14 protein-coding genes are annotated in these 14017 nt (G+C 43.1%); 9 read left to right on the top strand and 5 right to left on the bottom strand.

The features are described from left to right. Positions 1–107 precede the first annotated feature (107 nt). Together BM176_RS26140 and recR are read left to right on the top strand one after the other, a co-directional pair. Positions 108–1583, top strand: a complete 1476-nt coding sequence (locus tag BM176_RS26140; protein ID WP_177230552.1) for an Ig-like domain-containing protein — start codon at positions 108–110, stop codon at positions 1581–1583. A 64-nt stretch (positions 1584–1647) separates the two neighbouring features. Then, complete coding sequence (gene recR / locus BM176_RS26135) at positions 1648–2265, top strand: recombination mediator RecR (protein ID WP_090107333.1); 618 nt, start codon at positions 1648–1650, stop codon at positions 2263–2265. Positions 2266–2401: 136 nt separating this feature from the next. On the opposite strand, the gene BM176_RS26130 is transcribed toward recR, so the two are convergent. Next, positions 2402–2605 (bottom strand): hypothetical protein, encoded by a 204-nt coding sequence (locus tag BM176_RS26130; RefSeq protein ID WP_090107331.1) that lies wholly within the window; start codon positions 2603–2605, stop codon positions 2402–2404. 385 nt (positions 2606–2990) lie between these two features. On the opposite strand from BM176_RS26130, the gene BM176_RS26125 reads away from it, so the two are divergent. From BM176_RS26125 to BM176_RS26100, 6 genes are all read left to right on the top strand, one after another. Continuing rightward, complete coding sequence (locus BM176_RS26125; RefSeq protein ID WP_090107330.1) at positions 2991–4007, top strand: homocysteine S-methyltransferase family protein; 1017 nt, start codon at positions 2991–2993, stop codon at positions 4005–4007. A gap of 73 nt (positions 4008–4080) precedes the next feature. Further along, positions 4081–6828 (top strand): methionine synthase, encoded by a 2748-nt coding sequence (gene metH, locus BM176_RS26120; RefSeq protein ID WP_090107329.1) that lies wholly within the window; start codon positions 4081–4083, stop codon positions 6826–6828. A 20-nt stretch (positions 6829–6848) separates the two neighbouring features. Further along, entirely contained in the window at positions 6849–7613 is a 765-nt protein-coding gene (locus BM176_RS26115) for an exodeoxyribonuclease III (RefSeq protein ID WP_090107327.1), read from the top strand. A gap of 20 nt (positions 7614–7633) precedes the next feature. After that, complete coding sequence (locus tag BM176_RS26110; protein WP_090107325.1) at positions 7634–7936, top strand: DUF4286 family protein; 303 nt, start codon at positions 7634–7636, stop codon at positions 7934–7936. Between the two features lie 307 nt (positions 7937–8243). Beyond that, entirely contained in the window at positions 8244–8513 is a 270-nt protein-coding gene (locus BM176_RS26105; protein WP_029465307.1) for an HU family DNA-binding protein, read from the top strand. A 174-nt stretch (positions 8514–8687) separates the two neighbouring features. Next, complete coding sequence (locus BM176_RS26100; RefSeq protein ID WP_090107323.1) at positions 8688–8813, top strand: 30S ribosomal protein THX; 126 nt, start codon at positions 8688–8690, stop codon at positions 8811–8813. A gap of 164 nt (positions 8814–8977) precedes the next feature. Here the strand turns inward: BM176_RS26100 and pdxH are convergent, their stop codons facing one another. Next, complete coding sequence (pdxH, locus tag BM176_RS26095; RefSeq protein ID WP_218162285.1) at positions 8978–9622, bottom strand: pyridoxamine 5'-phosphate oxidase; 645 nt, start codon at positions 9620–9622, stop codon at positions 8978–8980. Between the two features lie 132 nt (positions 9623–9754). Here pdxH and BM176_RS32600 point away from each other — a divergent pair, with 132 nt between their 5' ends. After that, positions 9755–10840 (top strand): DUF3298 and DUF4163 domain-containing protein, encoded by a 1086-nt coding sequence (locus BM176_RS32600; RefSeq protein ID WP_177230551.1) that lies wholly within the window; start codon positions 9755–9757, stop codon positions 10838–10840. Positions 10841–11084: 244 nt separating this feature from the next. Here BM176_RS32600 and pyrH read toward each other — a convergent pair whose 3' ends face one another. The 3 genes from pyrH to rpsB all read right to left on the bottom strand — a co-directional run bounded on the left by pyrH (position 11085) and on the right by rpsB (position 13944). Further along, positions 11085–11798, bottom strand: coding sequence for a UMP kinase (pyrH, locus tag BM176_RS26085; protein WP_090107320.1), 714 nt, complete (start codon positions 11796–11798; stop codon positions 11085–11087). 159 nt (positions 11799–11957) lie between these two features. Continuing rightward, positions 11958–12785: a translation elongation factor Ts gene (gene tsf, locus BM176_RS26080; protein ID WP_090107318.1), complete on the bottom strand. Its 828-nt coding sequence runs from the start codon at positions 12783–12785 to the stop codon at positions 11958–11960. A 121-nt stretch (positions 12786–12906) separates the two neighbouring features. Continuing rightward, complete coding sequence (gene rpsB / locus BM176_RS26075; protein ID WP_090107316.1) at positions 12907–13944, bottom strand: 30S ribosomal protein S2; 1038 nt, start codon at positions 13942–13944, stop codon at positions 12907–12909. Positions 13945–14017 lie beyond the last annotated feature (73 nt).

Here is a 14017-nt window from a genome sequence, read left to right as displayed (position 1 = left end):
TGAGTCGGTCCCATAGATAAAGGCTTTGACGTACCCTTGCAGGGAATTTGGATTTTACTGTTTGGAATTTGATCTTTGGTGCCGGTTTTCGGAATAATAAAATGAAAATGAATCAAAACTTTCGTGGCTGGGCTTCCTGGCTGTTAATAATAGGTAGCTGCATACTTTTATTCCCCCGCTGTGCCAACATAGTACCACCTAGCGGTGGGCCCAAGGATACAACAGCTCCCAGAATAGTAAGTGCCAATCCACTGGATTCAACCCTGCATTTCAAAAGCAAGAAAGTAGTGCTCACCTTTGATGAGTATGTGGAGTTGGATAATATTTTTGAGAAACTGATTGTATCACCCACGCTCAAACGTACGCCTACAGTAACATCCAAGCTGCACACCGTAACGATGGTGATCAAGGATACACTGGAAGCCAATACTACTTATACCTTTAACTTCTCTGATGCCATCAGAGATATCAATGAGCGTAATCCTATCAAGGAATACTCGTATGTAGTATCTACAGGCGATTATCTTGATTCCCTCCAGGTAAAGGGATTTATTATTGATGCTGAAACAGGAAAACCGGACAGTAATGTATCGGTGATGATGTATCGGCATAGTCAGGACTCTGTAGTATCTAAGGAAAAACCGGTATATTATGCCCGTTCTAAAGGGAACGGCGGTTTTTGGTTCAAAAATCTGGCTCCCGGCGATTATAAGCTGTTTGCATTGAAAGAAGAAGATAAAGACCTTCAATACAATCAGCCTGCAGAGCTGATCGCCTTTGCAGACAGCCTGGTGCGGATCCGGGAAAAGAATATCAACGACCTCCCATTGTTGTTATTCCTGGAACAGGACAGCACGCTGAAAAAGCCGGGAGAGATGGGGAATGAACCACCACCGGAAGAAGATAATAAAGAGAAAGAAAAAGAGAAGGAGAAGGAGAAAAAGAAGAAACGCCGGCTGACTGTTACTCCAGTGCTCGTAGACGCACATCAGGAACTTGGACAGCCTCTGCTTATTACCTTCAACGAACGGATAACGAAATTTGATAGTACTACCTTCCAGTTAACACAGGATACAATCAATACACCAGTCAAATTTGTGACATCTTTCGATTCCACACGTACAAAACTTTCTATTGCGTATGACTGGAAAGAAGGCACTCCTTATAGGCTGATCATCCCGAAAGAATCCCTTTCGGACAGCACGGGATTACAATTAACCAAAGCGGATACAATCAAATTCGTATCAAAGAAAGAATCTGATTATGGCAAAGCTATGGTAACGCTTCAGCTAAGCGACAGCACCAAAGCTGCGGTGAGTGATACGATGCATTATGTAGCAGAACTGATCAAGGATAAAGAGGTTAAATATTCAGGGAAGCTCGTGAATGGCGGCTGGACACAGAAAAGGATCCAGCCCGGGGAGTATGAAGTATGGATCCTGCTGGATACCAATAATAATGGAAAGTGGGATCGTGGTGTGTATTACGGAACGCCTAAAAAGCAACCGGAAAGAGTAGTGAGCTTTCCTAAAAAAGAAAATATAAAAGCTAACTGGGGTGTACCTATACGCCTCACTCTCTAACAGCCGGAAAGGCTAGAAATGTGCTGCTGTATCATACATCAGCACATTTTTTTAACTTTGTGATATGATCTTTTCTTCAGCCCTGATAGAAAATGCGGTAAATGAATTTGCCCGGTTGCCGGGCATTGGCAAGAAAACAGCATTACGGCTTGTATTACATCTTTTGAAACAGGATCCCGGCCAGGTGAAATTATTTGGCGAAGTGGTTACCCGCATGCGGCAGCAGATCAAATTCTGCAAGGTATGTCATAACGTATCCGACGAAGAGGTGTGCAGTATCTGCGCCAGTCCTTCACGGAACAAGGCAATGGTATGCGTGGTAGAAACTATACGCGACGTAATGGCCATAGAAAGTACCCAGCAGTTTAACGGAGTATATCATGTATTAGGAGGCATCATCTCTCCTATTGATGGCATTGGTCCGGAGCAACTGAATATTTATTCTCTGGTAGAAAGGGTACAGCAGCAAGGTGTAGAAGAAGTGATAATGGCACTGAGCCCAACAATAGAAGGAGATACTACAATTTATTATCTCTCAAAAAAACTGAAAGAATCACCTGTAAAGATTACTACTATTGCCCGTGGTATTGCCTTTGGCGGTGAGCTGGAATATGCAGATGAAATGACCCTGGCCAGGTCTATCTCCAACAGGCTACCGCTGGAAAATTACGTGCAGAAATAGTCAGATAGTAATAAGCTGAATGCTTAATACATTTCCTGTATTATTCATTCAGCTTAAAGAATAATACGGGTGTTAAATAACACCCGTTTGTGTTTAACCTGTAATTCCACGTTATGAAAAAGGTAATGGCTGGTTTCTAGTTTTTGTTTTTTAATGGTAATAATTCATTGTGATTGTCTTTGCGCTCATTTAATTCTTTCCAGCGCTGCATCTCGTTATGGTTTAGAAAACATATCTTAAAAATTGCAGACTCTTCATCTGTATTCTTTTCCGGTACCTGGTATAATCCAAATTGCGCGAGATGTTTCTGTAAGCTCTTTACATGCTTAGAGATACTCATAGTTATTAATGAATTTAAAATAAACTAATCGGGCAATGGTGGGTGCTCTTTAATATTACATCCTGTATAAACACATGATATATGCTGGCTGTGTACACGAGGTAGCGGAACAGCTTACTGATTGTTGAACCTTTTTTTCCATAGTAATTTTCATTGCGGAAGATTAACTTCCTATTACCCTACAAATATAGTAGACTTTTAGTTTCTAAACAAAATTTTAGTTTTTTCTCTGATAATTGTAAAATGCAGATGCTAACAGGCTATGATGGGCTATACTCCTAGTTTATAGACAATTATTAACTACCTTTGCAATGCTTCCGCAGGTGGATTTGTTTATTGTTCGACCTTCGGTACATCAACTGTAACTAATAAACGCATTAAAAATATGAAATCATTATCCCAGTGCGCAGCAGAGCGCATTTTGATTATTGATGGGGCCATGGGTACCATGATTCAGCGCTACAAGCTGGAAGAAGAGGACTATAGGGGAGACCGCTTCAAAAACCATCACTCCGATGTGAAAGGTAATAATGACCTGCTCTGTCTTACACAACCCCAGATTATCGAAGATATCCATAAGGAATACCTGGAGGCAGGCGCGGATATTATTGAAACCAATACCTTCAGCAGCACCGTGATTGCTATGGCAGACTATGACATGCAGCACCTTGCGTTTGAAATGAATGTAGCCGCCGCCCGGATTGCAAAAAAAGCAGCAGCAGAATATACTCTTAAAACGCCCGACAAGCCCCGGTTTGTGGCAGGTGCTATAGGGCCAATGAATAAAACATTGTCTCTTTCTCCGGATGTGAACAATCCCGGATTCCGCTCTGTTTATTTTGATGAGGTTGAAAGTGCCTATTATGAGCAGGTCAAAGGACTTCATGAAGGTGGCGTAGATATCCTGTTGATTGAAACGATCTTCGATACACTCAATAGCAAAGCTGCTATTCATGCTATCAAGAAATACTTCCGCGATATTAACCAGCCGGAACTGCCCGTAATGATCTCCGGTACTATCACGGATGCATCCGGCAGAACACTGAGCGGGCAAACACTGGAAGCCTTCTATATTTCAGTAATGCATGTAAAACCTTTCTCAGTAGGGCTTAACTGTGCATTGGGTGGTGAACAGATGCGACCTTATATAGAAGAATTGTCACAGATTGCCGCATGTAATGTAAGCTGCTACCCTAATGCCGGCTTACCTAATGCCTTCGGTGAATATGACGAAACTCCCGATCAGACAGCACATATTATACAGGATTTTGCACAGGAAGGTTTTGTAAATATTGTAGGTGGCTGCTGTGGAACCACACCAGATCACATACGTCATATGGCCGAACATGTTAAAACAATACGACCAAGAAAGTTGCCCGTGCTTGTAGCCGGACTTGCGTAAACACTGTCCCCGGCTGAGATTGCCGGCAGTAAACTGTTTAATAGGAGAACTCCTCTAATTACCACAGCAACAAATGAGTGAAACAATAACTACCGAAGATATTTTGCAGGACGATAAAAAAATCATCAGACCTTACCTGCGACTAAGTGGGCTGGAACCACTGGTGGTAAGGCCGGAAACCAATTTCCTGAATATAGGCGAACGTACCAACGTTACTGGTTCTAAAAAATTTGCCCGCCTGATAAGGGAAGGCTTATATGAAGAAGCATTGTCCGTGGCCCGCCAACAGGTAGAAAACGGCGCGCAGATCCTGGATGTGAATATGGACGACGCCCTCCTCGACGGAGAAGTGGCCATGACCACCTTCCTTAACCTGCTGGCTTCAGAACCGGATATCTCCAGGATTCCGGTAATGATCGATTCCAGTAAATTCAGCATCATTGAAGCCGGACTTAAATGCTTGCAGGGTAAATGTATCGTGAACTCCATCAGCCTGAAAGAAGGAGAAGCGAAGTTCATTGAACAGGCTTACATCTGTAAAAGCTTTGGTGCTGCCGTAGTGGTAATGGCTTTTGACGAATACGGACAGGCAGATACCGAAGAGAAAAAAGTGAGTTTCTGTCACCGCGCTTATAAAATCCTTACAGAAGTAGTGGGTTACGATCCACAGGATATCATCTTCGATCCTAACATATTTGCCATTGCTACCGGTATAGAAGAACATAATAACTATGCGGTAGACTTCATTAACGCTACCCGCAGAATAAAGGAACTGATGCCACTCACCAGCGTAAGCGGTGGGGTAAGTAACATATCCTTTTCCTTCCGTGGTAATGATGTGGTACGCGAAGCCATGCACTCCGTATTCCTTTATTATGCCATTAAAGAAGGTATGAACATGGGGATTGTGAATGCCGGGATGCTCCAGATCTATGATGAGATAGAGCCTACACTGCGTGAGCTTTGTAATGATGCTATCCTCAACCGCCGCGAAGATGCCACTGAACGTTTGATTGCTTATGCCGAAACCGTAAAGGCAAAAGGTAAAGTGATTGAGAAAGATGAAACCTGGCGTCTCGGTACTGTGCAGGAACGGCTGAGCCATGCATTGGTAAACGGTATTACAGATTATATTGATGCTGATACCGAAGAAGCCCGTCTGCAATACGCCCGCCCGCTGGATGTGATAGAAGGCCCCCTTATGGATGGGATGAACATTGTGGGAGACCTCTTTGGAAGTGGTAAGATGTTCCTGCCACAGGTAGTAAAGAGCGCCCGTGTAATGAAAAAGTCCGTAGCCGTATTAACCCCTTTCATTGAGGAAGAAAAACTCAGAATGGTGGCCGAAAACGGTGGAGTAGTAAAAGCTGCAGGTAAAATATTACTGGCAACAGTAAAAGGAGATGTACACGATATAGGAAAAAATATTGTGGGCGTCGTATTAGGCTGTAACGGTTATGACATTATAGATATGGGCGTAATGGTCCCTGCAGACAAAATTCTGCAAACTGCCCGCCTGGAAAACGTGGACATTATTGGCCTGAGTGGTCTTATCACTCCCAGCCTGGATGAAATGGTACACGTGGCCCGGGAAATGAAACGTCAGAATTTTAATGTGCCTTTATTAATAGGTGGTGCCACTACTTCCCGTATGCATACTGCTGTGAAAATAGCTTCTGAATACGAACACGGAGTAGTACACGTACTGGATGCATCCCGTAGCGTAACTGTTACCGGTAGCCTGCTCAATAAAGCACTTAAAAAGAACTTCCTCTCAGAAGTAACTTCAGAATACGAAAAACTGAATGAGGGCTTCCGGAATAAGAAATCGACCAAGCAGTTTCTTTCTGTTGCCGATGCCCGTAAGAATAAAGCAATCACAGACTGGACTGGTTTTGTGCCTGTAAAGCCTAAAAAAATGGGTATACAGGTATTTCATGCATACGATCTGGCAGAGATTGCAGAGTATATTGACTGGCAGCCATTCTTCATCTCGTGGGAATTGCACGGTAAATTTCCGCAGATCCTGACGGATAAGATAGTAGGCGTAGAAGCAACACGCCTTTACAGTGATGCAAAGGATATGCTGAAACGCATTATTGAAGAAAAATGGCTTACCGCCAATGCAGTAATAGGACTGTTCCCCGCCAGCAGAACCGCAGATGATACTATTACAGTAGAATCTCCACAGCCAGGCGGAGGTAAAGTAAACCTGGAATGCGTGAGACAACAGGTGAAGAAAGCTCCGGGACAACCAAACTTTTCGCTGGCCGATTTCATTGCTCCTGCAGAATCCGGGATCCAGGACTATATGGGGGGCTTTGCTGTAACAACCGGCAATGACATTGAAATATGGCTGGAGAAATTCAAACAGGACCATGATGATTATAGCAGCATTATGCTGAAAGCCCTGGCAGACCGGCTGGTAGAAGCATTTGCAGAACTTATGCATGAACGTGTAAGGAAAGAATGGTGGGGATATGCTACTGAAGAACATCTTTCCAAAGAAGATCTGATCAAGGAAGAATATCTTGGTATACGCCCGGCTCCCGGTTATCCGGCCTGCCCTGAACATACTGAGAAGTATAAGTTGTTCGATTTACTGGATGCTACCAATAATACAGGCATCACATTAACGGAATCACTTGCTATGATGCCCGCTTCCAGTGTGAGTGGCTGGTATTTCGCAAACCCTGCGTCCAAATATTTCGGGATTGGTAAAATCGAAAAAGACCAGGTAGTGGATTATGCGGAACGCAAAGGCTGGACTGTGGAAGAGGCGGAAAAGTGGTTACGGCCTGTACTGGAATATGATATGTAGACCATTTATTAATATTGATCATGAGAATTGTTTCCTATAACGTTAATGGTCTGCGCTCTGCCATGACCAAAGGTTTTACTGACTGGTTGCGTACAGATCCTGCTGATATTATATGCCTGCAGGAGATCAAAGCGCATAAAGACAATGTAGATCATCAACAGTTCGACGAACTTGGTTATGAGCATTACTGGTATCCTGCGCAGAAGAAAGGCTACAGCGGTGTGGCTGTTCTAACCAAAATAAAGCCTACCCATGTACAATATGGGAATGGTTTTATGCAAAGTGATGCAGAAGGAAGGGTAATACGCCTGGATTTTGGAGATATTACCCTGATCAATACTTATATTCCTTCCGGTACCAGTGGCGATGAACGCCAGGGCTATAAGTATCAGTGGCTGGATGAATTTTACGGATACCTTGAACAGTTAAGGGTTACAAGACCTAACCTGATAGTTTGCGGGGATTATAATATCTGCCATAAGCCTATTGATATTCATGATCCTGTAGGTAATAAGAATTCCACCGGCTTTCTGCCAGAAGAAAGGGCCTGGATGGATAAGCTTTTTAATAATGGATTTGTAGACACATTCCGGCACTTTAATCCCGAACCACATCAATACAGCTGGTGGAGCTTCCGGGCTAATGCAAGGGCCAATAATAAAGGTTGGCGGATTGATTATATTAATGTCACAGCTCCTTTACAGCCACGCCTTCAGGCAGCCAGAATCTGGCAGGACGTGAAACATTCGGATCATTGCCCTGTTTTCCTGCATATAGGAGAGTAAAGCATTTATCATTCATCATCATGATTATCTATAACGTCACTACAAAAGTAACCAACAATATCAATGAAGCATGGCTCCAGTGGATGAAACAGGAGCATATTCCGGCAATAATGGCTACTGGTCTTTTTCATGATTACCGCATCAGCAGGCTGCTGGAGCAGGATGATAATGATGGCCCTACCTACTCAATACAGTACTTTACGGATACCCTGGAAAACTATCAAACCTATCTCGCAGAACATGCTCCAAGGTTGCGACAACTGTCGTATCAGCTGTTCGGGAGCCAGTTTGTGTCATTCAGAACCGTTATGCAGGTTGTATAACTGTTAAACTTATCCACAGGAAATCCACTGTTTATAAGGGATTTAGACTTTGGTACAATACTTGAACATATACAGCGTTTATTAGAAATACCATGGTAAACACTCTATAGTGGCCAGTTTCAGAATATGAAGGTGTAATACCCAACGTTGTCAACACAATGGTGAATCTTCTGTAACCGTTACCTGTAGGCGCTTTCAGCCGATAGTTTTTTGCTTAAAAAAAATTCAAAAAATTTGGTAATCTGATAAAACGCGCTATATTTGCTCACATCAAACATTTTAATTAACTAGTTAAATCTTACTAGCTATGAACAAAGCCGAATTAATCGACAAGCTGGCGAAAGACGCCGCAATCACAAAGACCCAGGCTAATGAAGCTCTGGATTCTTTTACTAAAGCAGTTGCTGATACCTTGAAAAAAGGTGGCAAAGTAACTTTAGTAGGTTTTGGTACTTTCTCCGTTTCTAAACGTGCTGCACGTAACGGTAGAAACCCGCAAACTGGTCAGATCATCAAGATCAAAGCTAAGAAAGTTGCTAAATTCAAAGCTGGTAAGGCTCTGTCCGACAAGCTTTAGTCTGTTAGCTTAACTTATTCAAGCAAGGAACACTTCTGTTTCTTGCTTTTTTTTTGCCTGTATCTTATGCTAAATTTGGGTGCAGATTACCATGAATTACGCGAATTAGCGTAATTTGCAGCAAATTAGTGGAGTTACATCCACACAATACTTTAAAAAATCAAACTGTTTACAATGGGTAGAGGTGATATCAAAACCAAAAAAGGTAAAATTTTCAGTGGCTCTTTCGGTAAGTCAAGACCTGCTAAGCCAGCTAAAGCAGCAGCAGCGAAGGCAGCAGCAGCAGCTAAGAAAGCCTAAAACATCATTATTATGAATGACCAATTACTGCTTACGAAACGTATTCAGTAATTGGTCATTCGTAATTTATAAGAGCCTCTGGCCACGAATCGTCCCATCTCTTATTCAGTAGAGATTATTATGGTCCCCGTCTCTTTTTCTATAGTATAAAACAATATAGGAGATCAGGGAGCCAACCGTTCAATCTTCCAGCCACTTCCCTCCTGGCTATATAATAAACGATCATGCAGGCGGTTACTACGTCCTTGCCAGAACTCTATTTTCACCGGTTTTACAACGTACCCACCCCAATATTCAGGACGCACCGGCTCAATCAACACATATTTCTCTGCCAATAGCTGCACCTGTTCTTCCAGAAAACTGCGATGCGGCACTACCCTGCTCTGCGGTGAAACAATAGCACTGAGGCGGCTTCCCGGAGGGCGGCTGTTATAATATTCATCACTCATCGCTGCGGAAACCTTACTAACAACACCGTCTATACGCACCTGTCGTTCCAGCTCACGCCAGAAGAACAGCAATGATACCTGCGGATTAGCAGCCATTTCCTGTCCCTTGCGACTCTCATAATTTGTAAAAAAAACAAAACCGTTTGTATCAAAGTGCTTCAGCAATACAATACGTGCTGAAGGATACCCATCCGGTGTGCTCGTTGCCAATGTCATTGCATTGAATTCATCAACTTCGCTCTTGATAGCATCTTTCCACCAATGCTCAAATTGTACTAAGGGATCCCGGGCTACATCATTCTCATCCAGGGAGGCCAGGCGGTAATCTTTACGCAGGTCTGCAACTTGTTTATTCAACATGGGCCTATATTTTTCTATTCCGCAAAGATAGGAGAAGCAATGCAATTGTACCGGTACGCAGCCGGGTTGAAAATATGATTATCATCAGTAAAGACACTTTAACCGGATACTAATATTTAGTACTTTTATCACATGAGAACTCTTCTATTTGCTATCACCTGTTGTATTCTTGTTTCCTGCGGCAGGCAAACCAGACATAGTACTTCAGTTACGGTACCAAACCTTACAACTACCCCTTATTTTTATGTGCATCTCACCGGTACGATCGGAGATCAGCCGGTTACGATGGACCTGGTAAAGTCTGGTCCCTGGATGTACAAGGGTTATTATATGTATGATAAAATCGGCGAACCTATTTTAATATGGGGTAGCCCGGACAATAGTAAAAGAATAGTGCTGAATGAAAATACAGATCGCAATGAAGAAAGATTCTTTACAGGGCAGCTTGATAGTGCGGGCACTTTTAAGGGCGTTTGGCGGGGCAAAGGCACTTCATATCCATTTACCTTAAAAGCTAATTTTGATGGCGCTATAGCCCTTGATGTGTATTATGCAGCAGACTCTTTGAAGTTGTTTCCCAATCATCCTGCATCACCTACCGGAGAAGCAAGCAACAGTATCGTATGGCCTTCTGCTGAGGTTACTGATGAACCTACCGCAGATTTTATCAGGAAAAGTATTACAGGAGGAAAATCAGTAAATAATGTGCACCAGTTTATAAAAAGAGATATCGACTCTTTCCTTCTTACTTATAAAACCGCTGCTGTAGATATGGATACCACAGAAGGAATTCCGCTTACATCAAACTGGGCTGCTGATGCAGATATGAAAGTGGTGTGGAATCACTATCCGCTACTCTCATTGGAATACTTTAGTTACGAATACACAGGTGGAGCACATGGCAATTACGGCGCCAATTACATGGTATTGGACCTGGAAAAGAAGAAGATCCTTACACTGGATGATATCTTTAAACCCGAGTATAAAACTGTGCTGATCCCGGAACTGGAAAAGTCATTCCGTAAAGCGTTCAAGGTAGAAGAAGATGAATCTATAGAAGGAATGTTGCTGCAAAAAGAGATCAAGCCTAATAATAACTTTTACCTTACAGATAAAGGTGTGGTATTTAGTTATACTCCTTATGAAATTGGACCTTATGCATTAGGGCAGGTTTCCTTATTCATTCCTTTTAAGGATATTAAACCGGTGTTGAAATAACTATCATGGGTTATTATTCCATGAATGAAAAGCCATTATTTAGAGCATTAAATCATTAATAAAAAGCCTGGAGATTACTTAAACAAGTATACTTTTTCATCGGGAAAGAGGCCTAAATAAAAAGGAAGGGGTAGTATCAAAAATAAACGAAAGAACTAAGGATCGTTTACGACCATAGGTACCAAATGAAAAAGGTTGTACCATACTTTGATACAACCTCTTCCTTAATAATTTATCGTAAAGTTCATCCGGTTACCAATGTACCCACATTTTTACCCATGATCACCTGCAAAAGATTGCCCACTCTGTTCATATCGAACACAATGATGGGCAGTTTGTTTTCCTGGCAAAGAGTAAACGCTGTCATGTCCATTACATTTAAAGACTTCTGATATACTTCTGAGAAAGTAATGGATTCATAACGGGTAGCGGTAGGATCTTTTTCAGGATCTGCGGTGTAGATACCATCTACACGTGTACCTTTCAGAATCACATCTGCCTGGATTTCGATAGCGCGAAGGGATGCTGCCGTATCTGTAGTAAAGTAAGGGTTACCGGTACCCGCTCCAAAGATTACCACACGTCCTTTTTCAAGGTGGCGGATAGCCCGGCGACGGATATAAGGTTCTGCTATCTGTTCCATTTTAATAGCAGATTGAAGGCGTGTATAAAGCCCGGCCTTCTCCAGTCCGCTTTGCATAGCCATACCATTGATCACTGTTGCAAGCATGCCCATGTAGTCTCCCTGTGCCCTTTCAATACCAGTTTCTGCTTCATTCATCCCCCTGTAGATATTACCACCGCCAATAACGATGGCTACCTGTACGCCCAGGTCTGTTGCGGCTTTGATATCGTATGCATACTGCGAGATCACTTTGTGATCGATACCATAATTACCATCTCCCATCAGGGATTCCCCACTCAGTTTGAGTAAAATACGTTTATACTTTGGCAACATGATTATTGAAAAATGATATTGAGATTGTAGTTAGAGAATAGATTACTAGGCCCGAAGATACAAAAAATGCGGAACGCTGCATTCTTATTACATGCTGTCCATATAGGCACAAAAAAAAGGAGAGAACTAAAAGTCTCTCCTTTCTTACAGGTAAATAAATTACCCTAATGCGATCCTGGTGAATCCGGTTACCTTCAGGTCTGCGCTTACAGATTTCAGGTAATCAGCTACAGACTTGTTGCTATCCTTAACAAAAGCCTGCTGTAACAGGGTACTATCTTTATAGAACTTATTGATCTTGCCTTGTGCGATCTTTTCAGCCATTTCAGCTGGCTTACCTTCAGCTTTGATCTGATCGATAGCGATCTCTCTTTCGCGAGCTACCAGTTCAGCTGGTACGCCGTCTGCATCAACTGCAATCGGGTTCATAGCTGCGATCTGCATAGCGATATCTTTACCAACTTCTTCAGAAACTGGAGCAGTGAAGCCTACCAGTACACCCATACGGTAGTTACCGTGGATATAAGAAGTAACGGAAGCAGCAGTGATTTTTTCGAACTTAGCCAGGGTGATTTTTTCACCGATCTTAGCTACCTGATCATTCACTTTATCTGCCACTGTAGCACCATCCAGAGATGCTGCTGCCAGTTCTTCTACTGTATTTGCACCGATGCTGATAGCGAGATCAACGATAGACTGAGCAAATTTTACGAAATCTTCGTTTTTTGCAACGAAGTCAGTTTCACAACCCAGAGCTACAACTACACCAGATTTACCATCTGCTGCGGTTTTAGCAATGATTACACCTTCTTTGGTTTCACGGTCGGAACGCAGAGCTGCTACTTTCTGTCCTTTCTTACGCAGATAATCTACTGCTTTTTCGAAATCGCCATCACTTTCAACCAGTGCTTTTCTGCAATCCATCATACCTGCTCCGGTTTGCTGACGCAGTTTATTCACATCAGCGGCTGTAATTGTTGCTGCCATAACTTATAATGAGTTTAAATGAATTAAGATTTATAGTTTATCCATCACTAATGATCAATTGCGAATCACGGATCAAAGAATGTCCACGATTCGCAATTGATATTATTAGATTAATCAGTGTTTATCTTGCACCACCGGGTCTAGGACCGCCACCGGAACCAGCTGGGCGACGTTGTCCGCCTGCACCACCGCCACCGGGTCTGCTACCGCCACCACCGGGACCACGGCCAGGACCACCAGGTCTGTTACCGCCACCACCACCGGGCCTGTTACCACCGCCGCCAGCTCCACCAGGACCGCGACCACCTGGTCCACCAGGACCACGGCCACCGCCACCAGGACCGCCACGACCAGGACCACCTGGTTTACGACCTCTTTCACCACGATCATCGCCACCTTCCAGTTCGAATTTCAGCGCCTGGTTGTCAGCTTCTTCCTCTTCTATAACGTCGTCAGTTTTTTCGCTAGCTCTTTCAGACAACCCTTCTGCAATTGCTGCAGCGATGTAGTTGGTGATAATTGCTATTGATTTGGTAGCGTCGTCATTTGCAGGAACTGCGAAGTCAACTTTAGTAGGATCTGAGTTAGTATCTACCATACCGAAGGTAGAAACACCCAGGCGACGAGCTTCTGCCAGTGCAATGTGCTCATGGCTGATGTCAACCAGGAACAATGCAGCAGGAACACGGGCCAGCTGAGCGATACCACCCAGAACTTTCTCCATTTTCTCCTTATCGCGGGTTAAAGTCAGACGTTCTTTCTTGGTAATGCTATCGAAAGTACCGTCAGTCAGCATTTTTTCGATGCTCTGCATCTTCTTAACGCTCTTACGGATAGTAGCGAAGTTAGTTAACATACCACCTAACCACCTTTCGGTAACGTAAGGCATGTTTACACGCTTAGCAGCTTCTGCTACGATTTCTTTAGCTTGTTTTTTTGTTGCCACAAACATGATCTTCTTACCACTCTTCGCGATAGATTTAAGGGCAGCTGCTGCTTCCTCTAAACCTTCAACTGTTTTGTTAAGATCTATGATGTGAATACCTTTCTTTTCTGCGAAAATATAAGGCAGCATTTTAGGATTCCACTTCTTCTTCAGGTGACCGAAGTGTACACCTGCCTCCAGTAACTGCTGCTGTAATGAGGTATTATTTTCCATGTTATTATGCTCTGTTATAAAGGATCAATGTTAATAATCTGCAATCAGCGGTTAAGCTTATGCATTCACCACA

The sequence above is a fragment of the Chitinophaga sp. CF118 genome (assembly GCF_900112615.1).
Classification (GTDB): domain Bacteria; phylum Bacteroidota; class Bacteroidia; order Chitinophagales; family Chitinophagaceae; genus Chitinophaga.
Note: the sequence above shows the minus strand (reverse complement) of the source record. Positions and strands in the feature narration are given on the sequence as shown.

Excerpts from the sequence above, each read along its gene's own strand:
- BM176_RS26140 (WP_177230552.1), top strand. The coding sequence starts at position 108 with ATGAATCAAAACTTTCGTGGCTGGGCTTCCTGGCTGTTAATAATAGGT.
- recR (WP_090107333.1), top strand. The coding sequence starts at position 1,648 with ATGATCTTTTCTTCAGCCCTGATAGAAAATGCGGTAAATGAATTTGCC.
- BM176_RS26130 (WP_090107331.1), bottom strand. The coding sequence starts at position 2,605 with ATGAGTATCTCTAAGCATGTAAAGAGCTTACAGAAACATCTCGCGCAA.
- BM176_RS26125 (WP_090107330.1), top strand. The coding sequence starts at position 2,991 with ATGAAATCATTATCCCAGTGCGCAGCAGAGCGCATTTTGATTATTGAT.
- metH (WP_090107329.1), top strand. The coding sequence starts at position 4,081 with ATGAGTGAAACAATAACTACCGAAGATATTTTGCAGGACGATAAAAAA.
- BM176_RS26115 (WP_090107327.1), top strand. The coding sequence starts at position 6,849 with ATGAGAATTGTTTCCTATAACGTTAATGGTCTGCGCTCTGCCATGACC.
- BM176_RS26110 (WP_090107325.1), top strand. The coding sequence starts at position 7,634 with ATGATTATCTATAACGTCACTACAAAAGTAACCAACAATATCAATGAA.
- BM176_RS26105 (WP_029465307.1), top strand. The coding sequence starts at position 8,244 with ATGAACAAAGCCGAATTAATCGACAAGCTGGCGAAAGACGCCGCAATC.
- BM176_RS26100 (WP_090107323.1), top strand. The coding sequence starts at position 8,688 with ATGGGTAGAGGTGATATCAAAACCAAAAAAGGTAAAATTTTCAGTGGC.
- pdxH (WP_218162285.1), bottom strand. The coding sequence starts at position 9,622 with ATGTTGAATAAACAAGTTGCAGACCTGCGTAAAGATTACCGCCTGGCC.
- BM176_RS32600 (WP_177230551.1), top strand. The coding sequence starts at position 9,755 with ATGAGAACTCTTCTATTTGCTATCACCTGTTGTATTCTTGTTTCCTGC.
- pyrH (WP_090107320.1), bottom strand. The coding sequence starts at position 11,798 with ATGTTGCCAAAGTATAAACGTATTTTACTCAAACTGAGTGGGGAATCC.
- tsf (WP_090107318.1), bottom strand. The coding sequence starts at position 12,785 with ATGGCAGCAACAATTACAGCCGCTGATGTGAATAAACTGCGTCAGCAA.
- rpsB (WP_090107316.1), bottom strand. The coding sequence starts at position 13,944 with ATGGAAAATAATACCTCATTACAGCAGCAGTTACTGGAGGCAGGTGTA.